The sequence below is a fragment of the Oxalobacteraceae bacterium OTU3CINTB1 genome, assembly GCA_024123955.1.
Classification (GTDB): Bacteria; Pseudomonadota; Gammaproteobacteria; order Burkholderiales; family Burkholderiaceae_D; genus Rugamonas.
Genome location: CP099652.1, coordinates 1,264,052 through 1,288,564 on the forward strand (window position 1 = coordinate 1,264,052; position 24,513 = coordinate 1,288,564).

The 24,513-nt window shown below is 62.2% G+C and carries 16 protein-coding genes, 2 tRNA genes, 3 rRNA genes and 1 riboswitch; of the genes, 7 read left to right on the forward strand and 14 right to left on the reverse strand.

Going from position 1 to position 24,513, the window contains the following annotated elements; translation table 11 throughout:
* Nucleotides 1-2: 2 nt before the first annotated feature.
* The 11 genes from bluB to NHH73_05475 all read right to left on the reverse strand — a co-directional run bounded on the left by bluB (nt 3) and on the right by NHH73_05475 (nt 11,257).
* Nucleotides 3-686 carry a 5,6-dimethylbenzimidazole synthase gene (gene bluB / locus NHH73_05425; GenBank protein USX27740.1) on the reverse strand — a complete coding sequence of 228 codons (684 nt, stop codon included), beginning with the start codon at nt 684-686 and terminating at the stop codon, nt 3-5.
* Complete coding sequence (locus NHH73_05430) at nt 683-2,116, reverse strand: cobyric acid synthase (protein ID USX29561.1); 1,434 nt, start codon at nt 2,114-2,116, stop codon at nt 683-685. The genes bluB and NHH73_05430 overlap by 4 nt, the downstream gene beginning before the upstream one ends.
* Nucleotides 2,117-2,141: 25 nt before the next feature.
* Nucleotides 2,142-3,038: a cobalamin-binding protein gene (locus NHH73_05435; protein USX29562.1), complete on the reverse strand. Its 897-nt coding sequence runs from the start codon at nt 3,036-3,038 to the stop codon at nt 2,142-2,144.
* Between the two features lie 2 nt (nt 3,039-3,040).
* Nucleotides 3,041-4,021, reverse strand: a complete 981-nt coding sequence (gene cobD / locus NHH73_05440) for a threonine-phosphate decarboxylase CobD (protein ID USX27741.1) — start codon at nt 4,019-4,021, stop codon at nt 3,041-3,043.
* Nucleotides 4,014-4,979 (reverse strand): adenosylcobinamide-phosphate synthase CbiB, encoded by a 966-nt coding sequence (gene cbiB / locus NHH73_05445; protein USX27742.1) that lies wholly within the window; start codon nt 4,977-4,979, stop codon nt 4,014-4,016. Before cbiB ends, cobD begins: the two co-directional genes overlap by 8 nt.
* Nucleotides 4,980-4,981: 2 nt before the next feature.
* Nucleotides 4,982-5,530 carry a bifunctional adenosylcobinamide kinase/adenosylcobinamide-phosphate guanylyltransferase gene (cobU, locus tag NHH73_05450; protein ID USX27743.1) on the reverse strand — a complete coding sequence of 183 codons (549 nt, stop codon included), beginning with the start codon at nt 5,528-5,530 and terminating at the stop codon, nt 4,982-4,984.
* Complete coding sequence (locus NHH73_05455; protein ID USX27744.1) at nt 5,527-6,825, reverse strand: cobyrinate a,c-diamide synthase; 1,299 nt, start codon at nt 6,823-6,825, stop codon at nt 5,527-5,529. The genes cobU and NHH73_05455 overlap by 4 nt, the downstream gene beginning before the upstream one ends.
* Nucleotides 6,825-7,472 carry a cob(I)yrinic acid a,c-diamide adenosyltransferase gene (gene cobO / locus NHH73_05460; protein ID USX27745.1) on the reverse strand — a complete coding sequence of 216 codons (648 nt, stop codon included), beginning with the start codon at nt 7,470-7,472 and terminating at the stop codon, nt 6,825-6,827. The genes NHH73_05455 and cobO overlap by 1 nt, the downstream gene beginning before the upstream one ends.
* Nucleotides 7,469-8,242, reverse strand: a complete 774-nt coding sequence (locus tag NHH73_05465; GenBank protein USX27746.1) for an ABC transporter ATP-binding protein — start codon at nt 8,240-8,242, stop codon at nt 7,469-7,471. The genes cobO and NHH73_05465 overlap by 4 nt, the downstream gene beginning before the upstream one ends.
* A gap of 1 nt (nt 8,243) precedes the next feature.
* Complete coding sequence (locus NHH73_05470; GenBank protein ID USX27747.1) at nt 8,244-9,266, reverse strand: iron ABC transporter permease; 1,023 nt, start codon at nt 9,264-9,266, stop codon at nt 8,244-8,246.
* Nucleotides 9,267-9,367: 101 nt separating this feature from the next.
* A complete protein-coding gene (locus NHH73_05475; protein ID USX27748.1) occupies nt 9,368-11,257 on the reverse strand; it encodes a TonB-dependent receptor in 1,890 nt (629 codons plus the stop codon).
* 96 nt (nt 11,258-11,353) lie between these two features.
* Nucleotides 11,354-11,573, reverse strand: a riboswitch (cobalamin riboswitch).
* A gap of 120 nt (nt 11,574-11,693) precedes the next feature.
* Between NHH73_05475 and NHH73_05480 the strand changes: the two genes are divergently transcribed.
* Nucleotides 11,694-12,458, forward strand: coding sequence for a DUF6445 family protein (locus NHH73_05480; protein ID USX27749.1), 765 nt, complete (start codon nt 11,694-11,696; stop codon nt 12,456-12,458).
* An 18-nt stretch (nt 12,459-12,476) separates the two neighbouring features.
* On the opposite strand, the gene NHH73_05485 is transcribed toward NHH73_05480, so the two are convergent.
* The 3 genes from NHH73_05485 to cobT are packed head-to-tail and all read right to left on the reverse strand — an operon-like array spanning nt 12,477 to nt 14,860.
* Nucleotides 12,477-13,019 (reverse strand): histidine phosphatase family protein, encoded by a 543-nt coding sequence (locus NHH73_05485; protein ID USX27750.1) that lies wholly within the window; start codon nt 13,017-13,019, stop codon nt 12,477-12,479.
* 3 nt (nt 13,020-13,022) lie between these two features.
* Nucleotides 13,023-13,811: an adenosylcobinamide-GDP ribazoletransferase gene (locus NHH73_05490; GenBank protein ID USX27751.1), complete on the reverse strand. Its 789-nt coding sequence runs from the start codon at nt 13,809-13,811 to the stop codon at nt 13,023-13,025.
* Between the two features lie 11 nt (nt 13,812-13,822).
* A complete protein-coding gene (gene cobT / locus NHH73_05495) occupies nt 13,823-14,860 on the reverse strand; it encodes a nicotinate-nucleotide--dimethylbenzimidazole phosphoribosyltransferase (protein USX27752.1) in 1,038 nt (345 codons plus the stop codon).
* A gap of 425 nt (nt 14,861-15,285) precedes the next feature.
* Between cobT and NHH73_05500 the strand changes: the two genes are divergently transcribed.
* The 6 genes from NHH73_05500 (at nt 15,286) to NHH73_05525 (ending at nt 24,504) form a co-directional block, all read left to right on the forward strand.
* Nucleotides 15,286-16,814: ribosomal RNA gene (locus NHH73_05500) — 16S ribosomal RNA — on the forward strand.
* 80 nt (nt 16,815-16,894) lie between these two features.
* A tRNA-Ile gene (locus tag NHH73_05505) sits at nt 16,895-16,971 on the forward strand.
* A 12-nt stretch (nt 16,972-16,983) separates the two neighbouring features.
* Nucleotides 16,984-17,059, forward strand: a tRNA-Ala gene (locus tag NHH73_05510).
* 231 nt (nt 17,060-17,290) lie between these two features.
* Nucleotides 17,291-20,163: ribosomal RNA gene (locus NHH73_05515) — 23S ribosomal RNA — on the forward strand.
* Nucleotides 20,164-20,307: 144 nt separating this feature from the next.
* Nucleotides 20,308-20,420: ribosomal RNA gene (rrf, locus tag NHH73_05520) — 5S ribosomal RNA — on the forward strand.
* Together the 16S, 23S and 5S rRNA genes with 2 tRNA genes alongside form the textbook arrangement of a ribosomal RNA operon.
* Nucleotides 20,421-20,739: 319 nt before the next feature.
* Entirely contained in the window at nt 20,740-24,504 is a 3,765-nt protein-coding gene (locus tag NHH73_05525; protein ID USX27753.1) for an ATP-binding protein, read from the forward strand.
* The last annotated feature ends 9 nt before the right edge of the window (nt 24,505-24,513 follow it).

Genomic DNA, 24,513 nt, shown 5'->3' on the forward strand with positions numbered 1-24,513 from the left:
CATTAGGCCGGATTGTATGGGGCGCCGGGTTTTTCGTCGACACCCGCTCCCCAGCGGTCCTCGAACATGATCTCGCTCAGCGGGCGGCGCAGGTCCCAGCGCTCCAGCTCCAGCATCGGCGCGGTGTAAAACTCCTCCACCTGCCCCACGCACAGCACCGCGATCGGCTGGCTGCCCTCCGGCATGCCGCAAATCTCGCGCAACCGTTGCGGATCGAACATCGACACCCAGCCCGCGCCGATACCCTCCGCGCGCGCGGCCAGCCAGAAGTTTTGCAGCGCGCACGATGCCGACGCCAGGTCCATCTCCGGCATGGTCCGGCGGCCGAACACATAGTTGTCACGCTTGTCGACCAGGCCCACCACCAATACTTCGGCGCAGGCCAGGATGCCTTCCACCTTCAGCTGCATGAACTCTTCCGCGCGTTTGCCCAGCGCCTCGGCGGTCTTGATACGCTCCTCGTTCACGTGCTGGTGGATGCTGGCGCGCAGCGCCGCACTGGCGATGCGGATAAAGCGCCACGGCTGCATCAAGCCGACACTAGGCCCGTTGTGCGCGGCGGCGATGAAGCGCAGCAGCTGTCCGTCCTCCAGCGGCCCCGGCTTGAAGTGGCGCACATCGCGCCGCTCGCGTATCGCGCGGTAGACGCCCTCGATTTCGGCGTTCGAAAAAGCGTGTCGATTCATGGCGCCTTCTTCAGCGCGATCAGGGCGTCGAGCAGTGGCTGGGTGGCGTCGGCGATGCGATCCAGGCTGGCTTCGCGCAGCGCCGAGGTATCGACCGTGTGTTCCGAATGCAGGCCGGCCCAGCGCAACAGCGCGCCGCTGGCTTCCGGCGTATCGAACAGGCCATGCAGGTAGGTGCCCAGTATCTGGTCGTCGGCCGAACGCGCGCCCTCCGGCCGGCCGTCGATCAGGAAGGCTGGCGACGCCAGCGCGCCGCCGGTCGAGGTGCCCATGTGGATCTCGTAGCCCGCCACGGTGGCGCCATCGGCGTCGAAGGCGCAGGTGCCACTGACTTGTTCCAGCCGTTTGTCGGCCGTCATCTCGGTGACCATGTCGAGCAGGCCGAGGGCGTCCGAGTCGCCGGCCTTGCCCTCGATGCCGAGGGGATCGGTGACGCTGCGGCCCAACATCTGGAAGCCGCCGCACACGCCGATGACTTTACCGCCGTAGCGCAGGTGGCGGTCGATTTCCTTCGGCCAGCCTTGCGCGCGCAGCCATTCGAGATCGCCGCGCGTGTTCTTGCTGCCCGGGAGGATGATCAAATCCGCCTTGGGAATCGGCTCGCCCTGGCGCACGAAATGCAGGTCGACGTCGGGATGGGCGCGCAGCGCATCGAAGTCCGTGTGGTTGCTCATGCGCGGCAGGCTCGGTACCACCACGCGGAACGCGCCCTTGGACGCCTGTACCGGCTGCACCGCGTCCTCGGCGTCCAGGAACAGGCCGTGAAGATACGGCAGCACGGCGAGCACCGGCTTGCCGGTCTGCTGTTCCAGCCACTCCAGGCCCGGTTCCAGCAGCTTGATATCGCCCCGGAAGCGGTTGATGACGAAGCCGATGGTGCGCGCGCGCTCGCTCTCCGTCAGGCAGGACAAGGTGCCGACGATGTGCGCGAACACGCCGCCGCGATCGATGTCGGCCACCAGCACCACCGGGCAATCGACCTTTTCGGCGAAGCCCATGTTGGCGATGTCGCGATCGCGCAGATTGATCTCCGCCGGACTGCCGGCGCCTTCGACGATCACGCTGTCGTACTGGTTCAGCAGGCGGTCGTGCGATTCCAGCACCGCCTGCATCGCCACGGTTTTGTATTGGTGGTAGTCGCGCGCGTTCATCTCGGCGCGCACTTTGCCATGGATGATGACCTGCGCGCCGATGTCGCTCGATGGCTTGAGCAGGACCGGATTCATGTCCGTGTGGGGCGCCAGGCCGGCGGCGATGGCTTGCAGCGCCTGCGCCCGGCCGATCTCGCCGCCGTCGGCGGTGACCGCGCTGTTGAGGGCCATGTTCTGCGGCTTGAACGGCACCACGCGCACGCCCAGGCGCTTGAGCAGGCGGCACAGGGCCGCGACCACGGTGCTCTTGCCGGCGTCCGAGGTGGTGCCCTGTACCATCAGGGTCGAATAGGGAAAGCTCACTTTAATTCTTCCTGTGCTGGCGTGCCAGTTCGATTTTTTCGCACAGGATGGAGGTGCCGGCGACCATGCGCGGGCCGGCGCGGTTCAGCAGCTCGCCGTCCAGGGTAAAGAGGTTGTCGTTGCGGACCGCTTTCATCGTGGTGTAAGGCTTCCACAGCGCGACGCCGCCATAATCCTTTTCGGCGGTGCCGAAGATCGCCTCCGGGTCGGCCTGCAGCACCGCTTCCACGCTGACCACGGGCGCCGTCGTTTTGAGGTCGGCAAAGATGTTGACGCCACCGCACAGGCGCATGGCGTCGCTGACAATGGACACGCCGTTGAGCGTGTAGAGCGGTTTGTCCCACACCTGGTAGAACATGCGCACCGGCGGGCGGTTGGAGTACTGTTTGGCCAGCGCCGCAAACTGCTTGCGAATGTCCGCAGCGGCGGGCTGCGCGACGTTCTCGGTGCCCATCAACTGGCCGAGGCGCAGCAGGTTGTCGGGGATGCCGTCCAGTTTTAATGGCTCGCTATGGAAGATCGGAATGCCCAGTTGGCGCAGCGTTTCGATCTGGCGCTCGGAACTGCCGTGCATCCAGGCGACGATCAGGTCCGGCTTCATGGCGATCACGCGTTCCATGTCGATCTGGCGGTTGGTGCCGATACGCGGAATCTTCTTTGCCGCTTCCGGGAAATCGCTATACGTGACGGCGCCGACGATCCGGTCGCCGCCGCCGGCCGCGTACAGCAGTTCCGTCACATGGGGCGCCATCGCGATGATGCGCTGGGCCGGCTTTTGCAGCGTGATCATGTTGCCGTCGTCGTCGCGCACGGTGATGGGGGCGGCGCCGGCGTCGGCGGCGGATACTCCGGCGGCGACGGCCGCTGTGCACAGGCAGAGCGCCGCGATTTGATTCATTTTCATTGGTTGGTCCATTCGTTCAATGCTTTTTGTAGGCGATTCCATCCAGCTTCGTCCGGGGGCAGGCCAAGGCGGATGCCGCGCGCGGCGTGCGTGAACAGCCGTACCCAGATGCCGCGTTCCGCCATGTGCTGCCAGAACGCCTCCGGCCGCGCCTCGCTCCACCACTGGAATAAAGGCGTGCCGTTCGATGCGATGTCGTTCGCGGACAGCAGCCGGCGCAGGCGTTCGCCGCTGGCGTCGAGTTGTTCGCGCGTGCCGGCTTGCCATTGTTTGTCGCGCAGCGCGGCGATGGCGATGTGCTGGGCGGGACCGCTGATGGTCCAGGGGCCGAGGAGGTCCGCCAGGCCGCGCAGCAGGTCCGGATGGGCGGCGACGAAACCGAGGCGGATGCCGGCCAGCCCGAAGAATTTGCCGACCGAACGCAGTACGATCAAGCCCGGTCTGTCGCTATGGGCGGCGACGCTATTGTGCTCCGACGTGTCGCCGAAGGCTTCGTCGACGACCAGCCAGCCGCCGCGCGCAGCCAGTTGGTCCGCCCATTCCAGCAGCCGGGCTTTCGGCACCGTGGCGCCGGTGGGGTTGTTGGGATTGACGATGACCACGACGTCGTTGGCGGCGACCGCCGCATCCAGTTCTGCGTATGGTGTTTGGGTGAGAGTGTGACCGTGATCGCTCCAGTGATGCGCGTGCTCCGCGTAAGACGGCGCGGTGACGGCTACGCGCGACGGCTTGCGCAAGCGGGGCAGCGCTTGTATCGCCGCCTGCGTGCCTGCCACGGGCAACATCAGCGGCGCGCCGTAGTAGGTCTGAGCCGCGCGCGCCAGTTCCGGATCGGCTTCGGGCAGGCGATGCCACGCGTTGTCCGGGAGCGGCGGCGCCGGATACCAGCGCGGGTTGATGCCGGTCGACAGATCGAGCCAGTCGCCGCGGCCGAAACGCAACGCGGCGTCGCGCAGGTTGCCGCCGTGTTCAAGCATGCACGTACTCCAGGATAAACGCCGCGACCAGCGCGCAGGATAGCCACAGCGCCGTGGTGCGCACCACCAGATGCCATGCGCGGGCGATATCGGCGCCGGTGGCCGGTTCGCCCTGGCCCAGCGGCGGACGTTCTTCGACCTCGCCGTCGTAGATGGCCGCGCCGCCCAGTTGCACGCCGAGCGCGCCGGCGCCGCTGGCCATGACCGGGCCGGCGTTCGGGCTGCTCCACGCCGGCGCTTGCGCGCGCCAGCATGCCCAGGCGCGCCGTTTTCCTTGCAATCCCGGCGCCAGCAGCACGTAGGAGAGCGCGGTCAGACGCGCGGGCAGGTAATTGAGCGCATCGTCCAGACGCGCGGGGGCGCAGCCGAATTGCAGCAGGCGGGGAGTGCGGTAGCCCCACATGGCGTCGAGCGTATTCGCCATGCGGAACATGACCGCGCCAGGGCCGCCGGCGACGATAAACCAGAACAGCGTGCCGAAGACGGCGTCATTGCCGTTTTCAAGCAGGGATTCGGCGCTGGCCTTGGTCAGTTCGATTTCGCTGGCGCCGGTGGTATCGCGGCTGACGATGCGGGCCGTCAGCAAACGAGCGTTGGGTAGGTCGTCGCGCGCCAGCGCCTCGGCGATCGGCAAATTGTGGTCGCGCAGGCTGCGCAGGCCCAGCGCGAAGTACAGCATGAAGGCGTGCAGCGCGTACATCAACCATGCGCTCAGCGGTGCTGCCAGCCAAACCAGCAAGGTGGCGATGGCGCTCAGCGGCAGCACTGCCAGCGCCCAGGCCAGTACGCCGCGCCAGAAGCGCGTACCGCCGCGATTGAGGCGGCGTTCCAGCGCCATCGCCAGATTGCCGAAGCCGACCAGCGGATGCCAGCGGCGCGCCTCGCCCAGTAAAAAGTCCAGCAGTACGCCGGCCACCATCAACACCGCAACGGCGTAAAAGCTCAACCCTGACAGCACGGCTATCCTTTTAATACCAGCGGCAGGCCGGCGGCGACGAACACCGCGCGGTCGCAGATCGCCGCCACCGATTGATTCAATCGTCCCTGTTCGTCGAGGAAGCAGCGCGAGATGGCGCCGGACGGCATGATGCCCAGGCCTACCTCGTTCGACACCAGCACCACGTCGCTGGTGCATTTGAGCAGCGCGCTGGCCAGCATGTCCTGCTGCTCGTGAAACAACGCCGGCAGCGTGATCTCGCCGACTTCCGGATACTCTTCGCCGCTGCTGAACAGCAGGTTGCTGAGCCAAAGCGTCAGGCAATCGACCATGATCAGGCGGTCCGGGGACGACCAGCGCAGCAACTGGTTACCGAGGGCCAGCGGCTCCTCGACGGTGGTCCATTCGCCGGGGCGGGTGGCGCGGTGATGCGCGATGCGGGCCGCCATTTCGGCGTCGCCGGCGGTGGCGGTGGCGATGTAGACGACTTCCTTGCCTGATTCTACGGCCAAGCGCTCGGCGTAAGCGCTTTTACCGGAGCGTGCGCCGCCCAGAACGAGTGTACGTGTCATACCGGACTCCTTGAAAACAGGGCGGCGACAGCCGCCGGGTTGGATGGGAAGTAAGCGTGAAAATAAGAAGCGGTGAGCGATCCTGCGCGATACCAGGCTTCGCCTTGTATTGCGGAGGGATGTTTAATAGTATGCGCCGCCGGCTCCACTGTTGTCGCCAATTTGGAGTAATGGAACGTGTGGCCACGCAAAATTCCGTGCTCCGTGGGGAGCGCCTGCGGCCCGAGGCCGGCCAGGCGTGGCTGCATTGCCACAGTGCCGGTCAGTAGGCCGGCCATCGGCCAGATCGCGCCGGATTGGTCGGCCAGCGTATCGGCCAGCGCCATCATGCCGCCGCATTCCGCGACGATGGGGATGCCCGCCGCGTGGATGGCGCGTATCGACGATTTCCACGCGTCCGCGCGCGACAAGGCCTCGGCGTGCAGTTCGGGGTAGCCGCCGGGAAGATAGACCGCGTCGGCGCCGTCGGGCACCTTTTCGTCCGCCAGCGGCGAGAAAAATGTCAGCGTCGCGCCGAGGGCCGTCAGGGTATCCAGGTTGGCCGGGTAGAGGAACATGAACGCGGGATCGCGCGCGATGGCGACGGTTTTCCCGGCCAGTGCGGGCGCCGGCTCCGGATCTATCGCCACGGGAGTCGTTATGTCGATGTTGCGCAGCCGGTCCCACGCCGCTTCGTCGAACGCCAGCTGGTCGGCCAGCGTATCGAGCAATCCGTCGATGTCGCTCACTTCCCCCGGCAGCACCAGGCCGAGATGGCGTTCCGGCAGCGATCTTGTCTGGCGCGGCATGGTGCCGAACAGCGGAATATCGCGCAGCGACGCCGCCACCATCTTGGCGTGGTTCTCGCTGGCGACGCGGTTGGCGATCACGCCCGCCATGTCGACCGGGCCGTAGTCACGCAGGCCATGCACCAGCGCGCCGGCGGTTTGCGCCATCGAGGAGGCGTCGATCACCGCCATCACAGGCACGCCGAATTCGCGCGCCAGGTCGGCCGACGACGGCGTGCCGTCGTACAGGCCCATGACGCCTTCGATTAGGATCACGTCCGCTTCGGCGGCCGCCTGCGCCAACTGGGCGCGGCACTGTTCCGCGCCGACCATCCACAGATCCAGCGTGCGCACCGGCGCGCCGCTGGCGCGTTCCAGCAGCATCGGGTCGATGAAATCCGGGCCGCACTTGAACACGCGCACCCGTTTGCCCAAGCGAACCAGTTTGCGCGCCAGCGCCGCCGTCACGGTGGTCTTGCCCTGGCCCGAGGCCACGGCGGCGATCAGCAGTGCTTTGACAGTGGCCATTACCACTCGGTCCCCAGTTGCGCGCCGATGCCGGCCTTGAAGGCGTGCTTGACGACTTCCATTTCGGTGACGGTGTCGGCGATGGCGATCAGCTCCGGCGGTGCGCCACGCCCGGTGATGACGACGTGCTGCATCGGCGGACGCGCCAGCAGATCGTTGATCACCGTTTCAACGTCCAGGTAGCGGTATTTCAGCGCGATATTCAGCTCGTCGAATACCACTAGGCCGATAGCGGGATCGGCCAGGAATTTCTTGGCCTGCTCCCACGCCAGCAGCGCTTTTTCGGTGTCGCGCTCGCGGTTTTGCGTCTCCCAGGTGTAGCCTTCACCCATCGTGTGGAAGCTCACCTCATCCGGGAAGCGGCGCAGGAAGGCTTCCTCGCCGGTCTGCATCGCGCCTTTGATGAACTGCACAACGCCGACCTTCATGCCGTGGCCCAGCGCGCGGATTACCATGCCGAAGCCGCTCGAGCTCTTGCCCTTGCCGTTGCCGGTGTTGACGATGATGATGCCGATCTGCTTGTCGGCGGCGGCGATCTGCGCGTCGATGATGGCCTTCTTGCGCTCCATGCGCACGCGATGGCGCTCGTTGAGCGCCGCTGTTTCGGCGCTGACGGCTGCGGTGTCTTCTTTATTCTGGTCGGTCATTCTTGGTCCTCGGTGGGAATGAAGATGCTGCGTTTTCCGTGCTGGATGATGTCGATCGGGTGGCCCAGGTACTCGCTCAGGAGATCGGCCCGCATCACGTCGGCGGTGGCGCCGGCCAGCCAGCGGCCGTCGCCCATCAGCAGTAGCGCGTGGGTGGAGACGCCGTGCGCCAGGGTCAGGTCGTGGCCGATCATGACGGCGGTTTTTCCTTGTTCGCGGCACAGCTGCGACAGCAGCTTCATGACGCCGACCTGGTGGCCCAGATCGAGGGCGTTGGCCGGTTCGTCGAGCAGCAACAGCGGCGTGTCCTGCGCCAGCATGGCGGCGATGGCCACGCGTTGCCGTTCGCCGCCGGACAGCGTGCGCACGTCGCGCGCGGCCAGTCCGGCCACCTCCATCGCCTCCAGCGACTTCATGGCGATGGCCTGGTCCTCGCCGCCTTCCCAATAGCGGTTGTCGTGGTAGGGGTGGCGCGCCGACAGCACGGTTTCGATCACGGTATAGGCGAAGGCGTCGCTGCGGCTCTGCGCCAGGAAGGCGCGCTGGCGCGCCAGTTCGGCCAGCGGCCAGTCCTTCAGCGCACGGCCGCCGATGGCCACGTGGCCGCCGTCCGGCGGGCGCAGGCCGGCCAGTGTGCGCAGCAGGGTGCTTTTGCCGGCGCCGTTGCGGCCGATGACGCTCCAGCATTCGCCGTCCTGGACAAGCCAGTCCAGGTCCGCGATCAGCTGGCGCTGGCCGATTTTCAGGGAGAGGTGATGGGTGCTGAGCATATTATTGACGCAGCCGATGCAGCTGATACAGGAACACCGGCGCGCCGATCAAGGCCGTGACCACGCCCACCGGCAGCTGTTGCGGCGCGATGATGGTGCGCGCCAGCGTGTCGGCCAGCAGCAGGTAGCTGCCGCCGGCCAGCGCCGCCGCCGGGATCAGCAAGCGGTGGTCGGGACCGACGGCAAAGCGGCAGGCGTGCGGCACGATCAGGCCGACGAAGCCGATGCTGCCGGCGCTGGTCACGGCGCTGGCGGTCAGCAGGCCGGAGGTGAAGAACAGGCCTTTGCGCAAGGCGCCGACGCGGATGCCCAGGGTGGCCGCGGCTTCCGCGTGCAGCGCCATCACGTTCATGGCGCGCGCGTTGCGCAGCGCGAAGAGCAGCGCCCCGGCCAGCACCACCCACGGCATCCAGCGCAGCGGCGCGCCTGACAGGTCGCCGATCATCCAGAACACCATCGTGCGCAGGCGGCTCTCCGGCGCGATCGACAGCATCAAGGTGACCAGCGCCATGCAGGCTGAAGACAGGATCACGCCGGTCAGCAGCAGCAGGGCGGTGCCGCCTTCGGCCGCCGCGCCGCCGCGCAGGTCGCGCCGGGCCAGCATGTAGAGCATCATCGACACCACCACCGCGCCGGCGAAGGCCGCCGCGTCGACCATCCACGCGGCGCACATGAACATCAGCGCGGCCAGCGCGCCAACCGAGGCGCCGGAGGATATGCCGAGGACATAAGGGTCGGCCAGGGGGTTGCGCAACAGCGCCTGCATCATGACGCCGGCCAGCGACAGCGCCGCGCCGGTGACGAAGGCGGTGATGGCGCGGCCCAGGCGCAGATCGAGCAGGGTGGCCGACAAGGTGGTAGTCTGGCCGTGCAGCAGATCGTTGACCGCTGCGGGAATATCGGAAAGGGGAATCGCGACCGAACCGGTCATGCCCGAGAAAACCAGGCTGGCAAACGCGAACAGGGCCAGGCCGGTCAGGGTGACGGCGGCGCGCTGCTGCAGATTGCGTGAGAAAGAATGCATGCACTACTTTCAGAGAGTGGGAAGCACTGGCAGATTACAGTATTACAAGCTTAAGCAAGACTTAGCGAGAACACCGTAATCCGTCCCACGTGTTTTCGTGTCTATTTATACCCGTAGCGGATACCCGCAAACACCTTCGAACCCGGTGTGTTGTAGTACCGCGCCAGGTCGTACTGCTTGTCGCCGATGTTGTTCCAGCGGACCAGCGCCGACCAGTCGCGCGAGAAGGCGTAGGTCGCGTACAGGTTCACCAGCCCGTAGCCGCCCAGGCGGTTGCTGTTGGCCGCGTCGTCATAGCGGTCGCCCGATACTTCCAGCTCCACGCCGGCCTTCAGCGCGCCGATGGCATAGTCGGCGGTCAGGTTGCCGTGTTTTTTCGAGCGGCGCTGCAGGCGCTTGCCGGTCGTCTCATCCTTCGGGTCCTGCAGATCGAGGTTGGCGGCGAGGTTGATCCCGGCCAGCCTGGTAGCGCCCGACAGCGTGATGCCCTCCAGCGTGGCGCGATTGACGTTGTAAGCGCAGCCGCTTGGATAGCCGGCGCGGCCGAACGGGCATGGGTTGATGTTGACGAGCATGTCCGTCAGGCGGTTGCGGTAGTAGCCGGCGCTCAGCGCGTTGACGCCATCGTCGTAACGCAGGCCGATTTCGGCGTTACGGCCTTCTTCCGGTTTGTTGGCGGGATTGCCATACTCCGGGAAGTACAACTCATTGTAGGTCGGCGCGCGGAAGCTGGTGCCGTAGCTGGCGGTGGCGCGCAATGCCTGTGTGATGTTGTAGCCGTAGCCCAGCGAGCCGGTATTCTGCGAGCCGTAGAGCGTGTTGTCGCGGCGGACGCTCGCGCTCAGAAGATTGGCGCCGCGACGGGCGTTGTACGAGGCGGCGAACGAGTTGGTGTCGCGCTGGCGGTTCAGCACACCGTTGGAGCCGTTACTCTGTACCTTCTCTTCGCGGTGCTCGTACAGCAGTTGCAGCAGGTCGGCGCCGACACGCACATCGTTTTGCCAGGTGATGAAGCTTTGCTTGGTCTTGATGCGCGCATAGCCGGCGGCGGTGGCGTTGGTGTAGTTTTCGCCTTTGTCCTTGGTCTCCGAGTATTGCAGCAGGCTGTCCCAGACCGGCAGCAGTTGCGCCTTGGCGTAGACGCTGGCGGTGTCGATGACGTTCTTGCTGCGCACGTCGTAGGTGCCGGCACGCAGGGCGTCGTACTGCGAATTGAGTTTGCTATGCAGGAAAAGCGCACCGGCCTCGTAGCCCTTGGCCAGTTGCAGGCTGAATTGACCGGAGACGTTTTCCTTGTCGTAGCCGTCGTCGTCCGGATTGTACGAGGTCAGGCCGGGACGGGAGGTCGAGAAGCCGTCCGACTTTTCCTTGCCGGCGCTGACCGCGTAGCCGAAGCTGTGTTCACCGCCGGTGGCGCCCGATACCGTCACATCGGCTTCGCGCGTGTTGTCGCTGCCATAGCCGGCGAAGGCCGTCACCGCCGGGGCACCCTGGCCTTTTTTGGTGAAGATCTGGATCACGCCGCCGATCGCGTCGGCGCCGTACAGGGAGCTCAGTGCGCCGTAGACGATCTCGATATGGTCGATCGCGGTCAGCGGAATGGCGCTCCAGTTGGCGGCGCCGGTGGTGGACGAGCCGATACGCACGCCGTCGACCAGCACGATGCTTTGATTGCTGTTGGCGCCACGGATGTAGACGTTGGACGAGCTGCCCGCGCCGCCGTTGCGCGTCACTTCGATGCCGCGCTGGCGTTTGAGCAGGTCGACCACCGAGCCGGCGCCGGCTTCGGCGATTTGTTCGGCCTTGATGGTGACGGTGTCGCTGATGATGTCGGCCAGCGGTTGCGGCGTGCGGGTGGCGGTCACCACGACGGTGTCGGCGGGCGCCTCGTCGGCATGGGCGACGTTGTGCGAGAAGGCGGCGGCCATTGCCAGTGCCAGCGAGGTCAGTGCCGCCGGGCGGCAGGCCAGGCGGGAGAGCGGAAAGGACATGATTTATTTTTCTGTTAGGAGCAACCGGCCTACTTCCCCGTGGGCCAGATTGAACAGAAGCGGAGAGCCGAGAGATGCGCGCGCGCATTCGGTTCGCCCACTTCCACCTGCTTTGGCCGGTATCCGGGCTGGCAAGTTAGACCATCTCACCTTCCCATGCGGAGCACAGTGGTTGTCAGAGCTGGTTTGTCGCGCGCCGCGCGACACTTGCTTACCGTTGCGGGGGCAGCACACGTGGGCCGCCGGGCGGCTTCGTGTTTCCCGTTTAACTGCGCATCCGGACGGACGCGCGGGCACCAAAGCCGGTCATTATACGGCTTTGCCGGGGGCTCCCCTAGTGAAAAATAGTTCACAGTTGGTGGGAGACGACAGGCTTTTTTCGATATGATGGCTGCCGCCAAACAAACCAAGCCCTTTCATTGTCGCAGGAGCGCGCATGTTCGACCTACGTTCTTCCCAGCCTCCGTCTACGCCCGCGCGCGCGGTGCGGCCGATGGTCAATCCCCGCCCGCTGGTGAGCGTGGTGCCGATTTTCGACGGCCACCAGTGCGTCGTCGTCGATAATTTTTTGGCGGAACCGGAGATCATGGTGGAGTACGCGGCGCTGGAGCACCGGCATTTCGTCGACTCGGCCGGTAACTATTATCCGGGACCGGAGCTCCCGCTAACGGGTCGCATCGTCGCCAGCATGCAGGAAGCGTTCTTGCTGCATGCGCGCACGCCGCTCAAGGCGCGCCGTGTGCTCAGCATAAACAGCCGCCTGTCGCTGGTGACGCGTCGTCCGGAGCAGCTGTTGCCGGGCCAGCGCATTCCGCACCGCGACTCCTACGGCCTGGGGCCAATGGAAGGCGTCGGCGCGATGGTGCTGTATCTGTTCAAGGACGAGCGGCTCGGCGGCACCAGCTTTTTCAAGCCCAAGCTTCCGATCGAGGAAATCGACGCCTGGTTGCTTGATTTGAAGCGCATGGACCAGGCGGGGGAGGCGCCGGCCGGCGTCTCCGCGCCGACCTACGCCATCGCCTCCGACGACCATTTCGAGAAAGTGCTGACGGTCGCGCCCAAGTTCAATCGGGCGATTTTCTACAATGGTGGGCTGTTCCACTCCGGGTTTATCACGCGACCGGAGTTGATGGTCGACGATCCAACGGTCGGAAGGTTGACCGTCAACGCCTTTCTCAAACTGCGGATGGCTGCGACTTGAAGGTGACGGCGACGGGCGTCACGCCAGGACAAGCTGGGCGCCGTAGGCGATATGGTGCGGCGTCCGGGCGGCTTGCAGGGCCATCTCCGGGGGCGGCAGGCCGGCATGGCAGGCGGACAGCAAACGCATGGCGCCCGCGTGGCAGATGACGATGGCCTCGCCGTCGTCGCCCAGCTGGCGCTGGAGGTCGGCGTGGAAAGCTGCGATGCGCGCGGCCATGTGCAACACGCTCTCGCCGCCGCCCGGTTGGTAGTTGACCAGATCCGCGGCCCAGGCGTCGACGTCGGCGCGCGGAATGTCGTCCCAGGCGCGCATCTCCCAGCCGCCGAAGTGCATTTCTACCAGGCGGGCGTCGAAAATCGGCGTGGCCGACAGGCCGGCGGCCAGTCCGGCGCAGCGGCGCAATGGACTGGAATATAGCGGCAAACCGGCCGGCAGTTGCGGCGCCAGCTCGGCGAGGGTGCGCGCCAGTTCCGCCGGCGCGACGTCCAGATCGGTGCTGCCATAGCAGACGCCCGCCGCGACCAGCGGTTGGGGATGACGAATGAGTATCAGCCGCACGGCTCAGAAAACCTCAAATGGCGCGCTGGTATGCAGCCCGGCGAGCACGCACAGATAGAAGACCACCTCGGTCACTTGCTGTACCGCGCCGAGGCAGTCCCCCGTGTAGCCGCCGATGCGGCGAACGAACTTCCGCGCCAGCCAGAAGGTCGCCACCAGTGCGAAGGCGCAGCCGCTGATCAGCATTGTCCACGACAGCCAGCCCAGATATATAAGTATCAGCGCAGGCAGCAAAGCCGTGATGGCGGCGATGGCGAATTCCATGTTGCGCATTTTTTGGGCCAGCGGCTTTGCCTTGCCCTCGGCGCGCGCGTAGTCCAGCCGCCAGATCAGCGAGACCGCCATCAGCCGCGACATCGGGTGCGCCACCAGCAGGGCCGCCAATACCCCGAACGGTGGTATTCGGGTCAAGATCGCGCACTTCAGCAGCAGCAGGCAGAAGATCCCGATCGCGCCGTAGGCGCCGATGCGCGAATCCTTCATGATTTCCAGCACGCGTTCCTGCGTCATGCCGCCGCCGAAACCGTCGCACATATCGGCAAAGCCGTCTTCATGGAAGGCGCCGGTGGCGTAAATACCGGCGGCGGCCGACAGGATGACGGCGATCACTGGAGGGAAGAACTTGAAGGCGACCGCGTAGACCGCTCCGGCGATCAGCGCGACGACCACGCCGACCAGCGGAAAATAGCGCGACGCCTGATTGAGCCAGGCGGGATCGAAACCCACCCAGCGCGGGATCGGCAGGCGCGTGAAGAATTGCAGCGCGGTGAAGAACAGTCGGAGCTGGTGCACTGGCGCTGCCTTTACTCAGACTTCTCGCTGACCTGGGCCGATTCGAAGGTGGCCATCTGGTTCAGGAAGTTGACCGCCGCGTGCAGCAGCGGCAGCGCCAGCGCGCAGCCGGTGCCTTCGCCCAGTCGCAAGCCGAGATTGAGCAGTGGTTTGGCGTCCAGCGCGGCTAGCATTTGTTGGTGGCCGTTTTCGTCGGAGCAGTGCGCGAAGACGCAGTAATCGAGAATGGCTGGCTGCAGGCGGGCGGCGACCAGCAGCGCGCTGGTGACGATGAAGCCGTCGATCAGCAGCACCTTGCGCAGTTCGGCCGCCTTCAGCATGGCACCCGCCATCATGGCGATTTCCAATCCGCCGAAGGTGGCCAGCACGTCGAGCGGTTCTTTGATGTTTTCGTGCTTGGCGACCGCCGCTTCAATCACGCGCTGCTTGTGCAGGATGCCGTCGGCGGAGAGGCCGGTGCCGGCGCCCACGCAATTGGCGACCGGGATGTCCGTCAGCTTATGCATCAGCGCTGCGGCGGCGGTGGTGTTACCGATGCCCATTTCGCCGAAGCCGACGACATTGCCGTCCAACTCGGCGGCCAGCACCATGCCGGCGGCCAGCGCCGCCTCGCAGGTGGCGTGGGTCATCGCCGGTTCCTGCGCGAAGTTGTGGGTGCCGTGGGCCAGCTTGCGGTCCGTCAGGCCGTCGCGCGGGCCGAAGTCGTGATTGACGCCGGCGTCGATGACGCGCAATTCGCAGTTGTTTTGCGCCGCGAAGACGTTGATGGCCGCGCCGCGCGCCAGGAAGCTCTCCACCATTTGCCAGGTAACGTCCTGGGGATAGGCGGAGATGCCTTCGGCGACGACGCCGTGATCGGCCGCAAAGACCAGGATGGCCGGCTGCGTCAGCGCGACTTCGCGGCTGTTCTGTATCAGGCCAATTTGCCTTGCCAGCGATTCCAGCACTCCCAGACTGCCGAGCGGTTTGGTCTTGTTGTTGATGGCCTTGTCGAGCAAGGCGCCTAGCGCATCGTTATGAGTAGGGGAGATAGTTGGAAGAATGAACATGGCCTGCCTGGCAATCGATGAATTTGTTATTTTACCCTTGTCAGCAGCGGCGGCCCTTGCTATAGTTCGCCCCCTCGCAGAACGACGTACACAATACGGCGTGAAACGAAGAAGATGAAGAAAAAGAAGTGCTTGACGAAATATTCGAAACGCCTCATAATCTTGCCTCTTCGCTGATGAACACAACGCTTCTTCAGCAAGCAGTACCAAGCAGTACCGAACAAGTTCTTTAAAAATTAACAGTCGATAAGTGTGGACGTTTGATGAAAGTGCACGCGGGACTTCGGTTCCGCGATACTTAAAATATCAAATGTTCACAAGAAGTAATGAAATAGGCGCTACGAAAGTAGTGGCCTGTCAGTATTTTGAGTGAGCGACCTCTTAGCAATAAGAGTGCCGGTAAAACGGCAAAAGTAACAGAGATTAAACTGAAGAGTTTGATCCTGGCTCAGATTGAACGCTGGCGGCATGCCTTACACATGCAAGTCGAACGGCAGCGCGGGGCAACCTGGCGGCGAGTGGCGAACGGGTGAGTAATATATCGGAACGTACCCTGGAGTGGGGGATAACGTAGCGAAAGTTACGCTAATACCGCATACGATCTAAGGATGAAAGTGGGGGATCGCAAGACCTCATGCTCCTGGAGCGGCCGATATCTGATTAGCTAGTTGGTAGGGTAAAAGCCTACCAAGGCATCGATCAGTAGCTGGTCTGAGAGGACGACCAGCCACACTGGAACTGAGACACGGTCCAGACTCCTACGGGAGGCAGCAGTGGGGAATTTTGGACAATGGGCGCAAGCCTGATCCAGCAATGCCGCGTGAGTGAAGAAGGCCTTCGGGTTGTAAAGCTCTTTTGTCAGGGAAGAAACGGGTCTTTCTAATACAGAGGTCTAATGACGGTACCTGAAGAATAAGCACCGGCTAACTACGTGCCAGCAGCCGCGGTAATACGTAGGGTGCAAGCGTTAATCGGAATTACTGGGCGTAAAGCGTGCGCAGGCGGTTTTGTAAGTCTGTTGTGAAATCCCCGGGCTCAACCTGGGAATGGCAATGGAGACTGCAAGGCTAGAGTTTGGCAGAGGGGGGTAGAATTCCACGTGTAGCAGTGAAATGCGTAGATATGTGGAGGAACACCGATGGCGAAGGCAGCCCCCTGGGTCAAAACTGACGCTCATGCACGAAAGCGTGGGGAGCAAACAGGATTAGATACCCTGGTAGTCCACGCCCTAAACGATGTCTACTAGTTGTCGGGTCTTAATTGACTTGGTAACGCAGCTAACGCGTGAAGTAGACCGCCTGGGGAGTACGGTCGCAAGATTAAAACTCAAAGGAATTGACGGGGACCCGCACAAGCGGTGGATGATGTGGATTAATTCGATGCAACGCGAAAAACCTTACCTACCCTTGACATGGATGGAATCCCGGAGAGATTTGGGAGTGCTCGAAAGAGAACCATCACACAGGTGCTGCATGGCTGTCGTCAGCTCGTGTCGTGAGATGTTGGGTTAAGTCCCGCAACGAGCGCAACCCTTGTCATTAGTTGCTACGAAAGGGCACTCTAATGAGACTGCCGGTGACAAACCGGAGGAAGGTGGGGATGACGTCAAGTCCTCATGGCCCTTATGGGTAGGGCTTCACACGTCATACAATGGTACATACAGAGCGCCGCCAACCCGCGAGGGGGAGCTAATCGCAGAAAGTGTATCGTAGTCCGGATTGTAGTCTGCAACTCGACTGCATGAAGTTGGAATCGCTAGTAATCGCGGATCAGCATGTCGCGGTGAATACGTTCCCGGGTCTTGTACACACCGCCCGTCACACCATGGGAGCGGGTTTTACCAGAAGTAGGTAGCTTAACCGCAAGGAGGGCGCTTACCACGGTAGGATTCGTGACTGGGGTGAAGTCGTAACAAGGTAGCCGTATCGGAAGGTGCGGCTGGATCACCTCCTTTCTAGAGTGGCACGAACCCGTTAAACGGTTCACTCATCAAGCGTTCACACTTATCGACTGTCAATATAAAGAACAGCATTTGGGGCTGTAGCTCAGCTGGTTAGAGCACCGTGTTGATAACGCGGGGGTCGTTGGTTCGAGTCCAACCAGCCCTACCAGTCTTACCCAATGGGGGATTAGCTCAGCTGGGAGAGCACCTGCTTTGCAAGCAGGGGGTCGTCGGTTCGATCCCGTCATCCTCCACCAAAAGTTCAAACGTAAGTCAGCCAGTTTGGTTGCGATTTAGGTTTGATCTTTTAGAGATCAAGTGCTGTACGTTCTTTAACAATCTGGAAGAAGTAAGTAAATTTTTATTGATCGCATCACCGACAGGTGGCGCGATGGGTAATGATTGTATGTATCAACAAACGCAACAACGTAGTACTTCTTATTTCTATAACCGCTCCTTTGTTTAGTCGCAAGGGGCTAACGTTATAGGGACAAGTGAATAAGTGCACATGGTGGATGCCTTGGCGATTACAGGCGATGAAGGACGTAGTAGCTTGCGATAAGCTGCGGGGAGCTAGCAAACAAGCTTTGATCCGCAGATTTCCGAATGGGGAAACCCGGCCTTTTAGGTCATTGCATACTGAATACATAGGTATGCAAAGCGAACGCGGCGAACTGAAACATCTAAGTAGCTGCAGGAAAATAAATCAACCGAGATTCCCAAAGTAGTGGCGAGCGAAATGGGAAGAGCCTGCACGTTTTAGCATGACGCATAACAGAATCCTCTGGAAATAGGAGCCATAGCGGGTGATAGCCCCGTATGTGAAATGCGATGTGTGGAACTAAGCGTGCGACAAGTAGGGCGGGACACGAGAAATCCTGTCTGAATATGGGGGGACCATCCTCCAAGGCTAAATACTCGTAATCGACCGATAGTGAACCAGTACCGTGAGGGAAAGGCGAAAAGAACCCCGGGAGGGGAGTGAAATAGATCCTGAAACCGTGTGCATACAAACAGTAGGAGCGGACTTGTTCCGTGACTGCGTACCTTTTGTATAATGGGTCAGCGACTTACATTCAGTGGCAAGGTTAACCATATAGGGAAGCCGTAGAGAAATCGAGTCCGAACAGGGCGATAGTCGCTGGGTGTAGACCCGAAACCAAGTGATCTACTCATGGCCAGGATGAAGGTGCGGTAACACGCACTGGAGGTCCGAACCCACTAATGTTGAAAAATTAGGGGATGAGCTGTGGGTAGGGGTGAAAGGCTAAACAAACTTGGAAATAGCTGGTTCTCTCCGAAAACTATTTAGGTAGTGCCTCAAGTATCACCATCGGGGGTAGAGCACTGTTATGGCTAGGGGGTCATCGCGACTTACCAAACCATTGCAAACTCCGAATACCGATGAGTGCGAGCTTGGGAGACAGACGTCGGGTGCTAACGTCCGGCGTCAAGAGGGAAACAACCCAGACCGCCAGCTAAGGTCCCAAAGATTGGCTAAGTGGAAAACGAAGTGGGAAGGCTAAAACAGTCAGGATGTTGGCTTAGAAGCAGCCATCATTTAAAGAAAGCGTAATAGCTCACTGATCGAGTCGTCCTGCGCGGAAGATGTAACGGGGCTAAGCCAGTCACCGAAGCTGCGGATATGCGTAAGCATATGGTAGGAGAGCGTTCTGTAAGCCTGCGAAGGTGTCTTGTAAAGGATGCTGGAGGTATCAGAAGTGCGAATGCTGACATGAGTAGCGATAATGGGGGTGAAAAGCCCCCACGCCGTAAGCCCAAGGTTTCCTGTTCAACGTTCATCGGAGCAGGGTGAGTCGGCCCCTAAGGCGAGGCAGAGATGCGTAGCTGATGGGAAGCAGGTTAATATTCCTGCACCGTCGTATGATGCGATGGGGGGACGGATCGCGGAAGGTTGTCCAACTGTTGGAATAGTTGGTTGCTGCTTCATAGAAGGCGCTTAGGCAAATCCGGGCGCGTAATTCAAGGGAGCGGGACGAGAGACTTCGGTCTCGAAGCAATCGGAAGTGGTTCCAAGAAAAGCCTCTAAGCTTCAGTCATACGAGACCGTACCGCAAACCGACACAGGTGGGCGAGATGAGTATTCTAAGGCGCTTGAGAGAACTCGGGAGAAGGAACTCGGCAAATTGGTACCGTAACTTCGGGAAAAGGTACGCCCTTGTAGCTTGGCTGATTTACTTCAGTAGGGTGAACGGGTTGCAATAAACTGGTGGCTGCGACTGTTTAATAAAAACACAGCACTCTGCAAACACGAAAGTGGACGTATAGGGTGTGACGCCTGCCCGGTGCTGGAAGATTAAATGATGGGGTGCAAGCTCTTGATTGAAGTCCCAGTAAACGGCGGCCGTAACTATAACGGTCCTAAGGTAGCGAAATTCCTTGTCGGGTAAGTTCCGACCTGCACGAATGGCGTAACGATGGCCACACTGTCTCCTCCCGAGACTCAGCGAAGTTGAAGTGTTTGTGATGATGCAATCTACCCGCGGCTAGACGGAAAGACCCCATGAACCTTTACTGTAGCTTTGCATTGGACTTTGAATCAATCTGTGTAGGATAGGTGGGAGGCTTTGAAGCGGGGACGCCAGTTCTCGTGGAGCCAACCTTGAAATACCACCCTGGTTCATTTGAGGTTCTAACCTTGGCCCGTTATCCGGGTCGGGGACAGTGCATGGTAGGCAGTTTGACTGGGGCGGTCTCCTCCTAAAGTGTAACGGAGGAGTTCGAAGGTACGCTAGGTACGGTCGGACATCGTGCTAATAGTGCAATGGCATAAGCGTGCTTAACTGCGAGACTGACAAGTCGAGCAGGTACGAAAGTAGGACATAGTGATCCGGTGGTTCTGTATGGAAGGGCCATCGCTCAACGGATAAAAGGTACTCTGGGGATAACAGGCTGATTCCTCCCAAGAGTTCATATCGACGGGGGAGTTTGGCACCTCGATGTCGGCTCATCACATCCTGGGGCTGTAGCCGGTCCCAAGGGTATGGCTGTTCGCCATTTAAAGTGGTACGTGAGCTGGGTTTAAAACGTCGTGAGACAGTTTGGTCCCTATCTGCCGTGGGCGTTGGAAATTTGAAGGGGGCTGCTCCTAGTACGAGAGGACCGGAGTGGACAGACCTCTGGTGTACCGGTTGTCACGCCAGTGGCATTGCCGGGTAGCTAAGTCTGGAAGAGATAACCGCTGAAAGCATCTAAGCGGGAAACTTGCCTTAAGATGAGATTTCCCAGAGCCTTGAGCTCTTTGAAGGGTCGTTCGAGACCAGGACGTTGATAGGTCAGGTGTGGAAGTGCAGTAATGCATTAAGCTAACTGATACTAATTGCCCGTACGGCTTGTCCCTATAACCTTAGCAGGTTATGGTGAATAAGAAGTGCGTTGAGGCGTTCGTTGATACACAACTTCATTACCCAGTATTGAGATACTGATTACTTACTACTTCCAGATTCAGGGCGACGCAATGCGCGCAGCCCAGTACAAGTCAATGCCTGATGACCATAGCAAGTTGGTCCCACCCCTTCCCATCCCGAACAGGACCGTGAAACAACTCTGCGCCGATGATAGTGCTGCAACCAGTGTGAAAGTAGGTTATCGTCAGGCTAGTTATATTAAAAAGCCCCTTCCAGTGATCTGGTTGGGGCTTTTTTTCGTCCAAGTCCCTGGTATTCAATCCGCATCTTCCCGACGTTGTTTCCCTGCGAGAGCTCCGCTGGTGTCCCCTTTCGTCATAGGTTTCTGCATTACAATACCGTTAATATTGGAGTGCAACCCTATGTCAGCTTTCGCGATGCGTACGGCACGGTTTTGCGGCATGCTTCTGGTGGCGCTCTGTTCGCTCGTCCATGCCGCTCCGCTCAGCCTGCGCTTTGAACATTTAGGTGTCGAGCAAGGCTTAACGCAGGAGTCCGTCACACGTGTGATGCAGGACCGCCAAGGCTTCATCTGGATCGGCACGCAGGCCGGCCTCAACCGCTTCGACGGCTACCGCGTCACCGTTTTCAAGAACGACCCCGCCAACCCGCACAGTCTCCTCGACAACTATGTCCAGGCGCTGTACGAGGACGCGGGCGGCCGGCTGTGGGTCGGCAGTAAAGGCGGGCTGGACCGTTACGATCCGTCGACCGGTGGCTTCGTCCACCAAGCCATCAAGGCTGGCAACGTTGCCGTCACCCACATCATCGGTGACGGCAAGGATGGGCTGTGGCTGACCACCAGCGAGGGCCTGCAGCATCTCGATATCACGAGCGGCCAGGTGCGCACCTGGCGGCACGCGCCGGCCGACCCCGACAGCATCTCCGACGACCGGGTCAACGCGGTGGCGCGCGACAAGTCCGGCAATCTGTGGATAGGCACCGCCAGCGGGCTGGAAATGCTGCCGCCGGGCGCCGCAAAATTCCTTCATCTGACGCCTCTGGACGGCACCACCCGGTCCAACAACATCACGTCGCTGTCGGTCGCGCCGGACGGGGTGGTGTGGGTCGGCGCCATGTCCGGCCTGCAGGCATGGCGGGTCGATGGCGCCAAGCCGACCCGCCTGCCGCAGGCGTTGTCCCAGTCCTTCGGCACCCAGCGCGTCAACGTCCTGATGCATGACAGCGACGGCACTTTGTGGGTCGGTACCCAGGAGGACGGCCTGAAACGGCGCGATCCCGCCAGCGGCGAGTTCCACAGCTACCGTTGGGATAGCCTGAACCGCCACGGCATCGGCGACAACCAGATCACCGCCCTGTATCAGGACCGCACCGGCACGCTGTGGGTGGGCAACTGGTACGCCGGCCTGGACTGGGTCGATCTCGACAGCGGCGGCTTCGAGCGCTACACCGGATCGTCCGGCGTGCTGCCCGGCGTGACCAACAGCAAGGTGCGGGCGATCGACGGCGCCGGCGACAACCAGCTCTGGCTCGGCTCGGGCGAAGGCTTGACCCGGCTGGACGTGACCAAGCGCACGGTCGAGTCCTGGCACCGCGACGAGCGCGATCCCGGCAGCCTGCCCGGCGACATGGTGATCGCGCTGGCCACCGATCTCAAGGGCCAGTTGTGGGTCGGCACTTCCACCGGGCTGGCCCGGCGCGATCCGGCCACCGGCCGCTACACGCGAGTGCCGTTGGGTGCCGATCCGAATTCGCTGTCGATCCAGCGGTTGCTGGTCGACCGGGCCGGCGTCATCTGGGCCGGCACGCGCGGCGGGCTGCACCGCATCGATCCCGACACCGGCGCCGTCACCACCTATCGCGCCGATCTGAACAATCCGGACAGCGTCGACGGCCGCGTCTACGCGCTGCTGGAGGACCGCCAAGGCATCCTGTGGATCGGCACCGAAAACGGGTTGAACCGTTTCGACCGCGCCACCGGCAAGTTCCGCCACTACCGCCACGATCCGAACCGGCCGGACAGCCTGAGCCACAAAAGGGTGCCGTTCATCTTCGAGGACAAAAAAGGCGTGCTGTGGGTCGGCACGGCCGCAGGTTTGTGCAAGGCCTTGCCGCAGCCGGACGGCGACCTGCGCTTCCGCTACTATCCCGGACAGAACGGCGGCGCCGTCGATCCGATCGGCGCCATTCTGGAAGACGACAACGGCAAGCTGTGGATCAGCAGCACCGCCGGCATCGCGATGTTCAATCCCGAGAGCGGATTCTTCAAGCACTACACGGCCAAGGACGGCTTGATTGACGGCTCGTACTTCATCGGCGCGGCCCACAAGGCGCCGGACGGCACGCTGTACTTCGGCGGCCTGGCGGGCATGACGGCGTTCAAGCCGTCGGCTATCCATGACAACAGGCGTCCGCCGCAGATCGCCATCACCGATTTCTTCATCTTCAACGAGTCGATCCTGAGCGACGTGCGGCGTCCCGACGTGCTGCCGAAGGGCCCGCTGCGCGACGCCAAGACGCTGACCTTGAGCCATCGCGACGTCATGTTCTCGATCGAATTCGCGGCCTTGCATTTCGCCGATCCGCAGCGCAACCGCTACGCCTACCAGCTCGAAGGTTTCGATCCGCAGTGGGTGACGACGGACGCCGGCAAGCGCTTCGCCACCTATACCAACCTGGACCCGGGCCGCTATGTGTTTCGCGTTCGGGCCGCCAACAAGGACGGCGTCTGGAGTCCGGAACCGGCGGTGCTGGAGTTGATCGTCACGCCGCCGGTGTGGAAGATGTGGTGGTTCCGCCTGGTGATGATCGGCCTGGCGCTGGGCGCGGCGTATTTGCTGTTCCGCATCCGCATCCGCATGTTGATGCGGCAAAAGCAGGCGCTCGAAGAGGAGGTCGGCAGCCGCACGCGCGAGCTGGTGCTGCAGAAGGAATCGGTCGAACGCCAGAAGCAGGAGGCCGAGCTGCAAAAGGATAGCGTGGAGCTGGCGCACCGCAATATCTCGCTGCTGTCCGACATCGGCCGCCGCATCACGGCCAACCTCGACAGCGAGGCCATCATGACGATGCTGTACCAGCAGGTCCACGCGCTGATGGACGCGAGCGTGTTCGGCATCGGCATTTACCGGCCCGAGCAGGAGTTGATCGAGTATCCGTTCGCGATGGAGAAGGGCAAGCGCTACACGCCGTACACGCGCAGCATGCGCGAGCCGAACCAGCTGGCGGTGTGGTGCATCAACCATGCCGAAGAGGTGTTCATCAACGACCTGGAAAAGGAATACGGGCGCTACATCGACAGCGTGGCGCTGGTGTCCGGCGCCGATGACATGGGCACGCTCGAAGACGGCTCGTTGCCGACCGAGCCGCGCTCGCTGATCTATGTGCCGATTTCCGTCAACGGCCAGGTGCGCGGCATTATCACCGTCCACAGCTACCGCGCGCATGCCTATCACCGCATCGACGCCGACATGCTGACCACCTTGGCGTCATATGTGGCGGTGGCGTTCGCCAACGCCGATTCCTACCGGCAGTTGCAAGACACGCAGCAGCAGTTGGTCGAGCGCGAGAAGCTTGCCGCGCTGGGCTCGCTGGTGGCTGGCGTCGCGCACGAGCTCAACACGCCGATCGGCAACAGCCTGGTGATCGCCAGCACGCTCGAGGACAAGACCACCGAGATCGAGCTGCGCCAGAACAACAACGTGCTGCGGCGCTCGGACCTGGCGCAATTCATCGACGCCGCGCGCGAGGCGTCGACCTTGCTGATGCGCAGCCTGCGCAACGCGGCCGAGCTGGTCAACAGTTTCAAGCAGGTGGCGGTCGACCAGGCCAGCGCCAAGCGGCGCCATTTCGACCTGCACCAGGCCAGCCAGGAAATCGTCACGACGATGAAGAACCAGATTCGCAAGGCGGGCCACCAGGTCGATCTGGAGATGCCGGACGATATCGAGATGGACAGCTTCCCGGGCCCCTACGGCCAGGTGATCATCAACCTGATCAACAACGCCTTGCTGCACGCGTTCGACGGGCGCAGCGGTGGCGTGATCCGGCTGTGGGCGGTGCGGCTGGGACCGGACCGGGTGCGGATCGTGTTCCAGGATGACGGCGCGGGGATCGCCATCGAGCATCAAGCGCGCATCTTCGACCCATTTTTCACGACCAAGCTGGGGCAGGGCGGCAACGGGCTGGGATTGAGCATCACGTACAACATCGTGACGTCGCTGCTCGATGGCAGCATCCGGGTCGACAGCGTGGTCGGGGTGGGGACGCGGTTCACGATGGATCTGCCGCTCAAGGCCAGCCTGGCGGGGGATTGAAGAACCGCG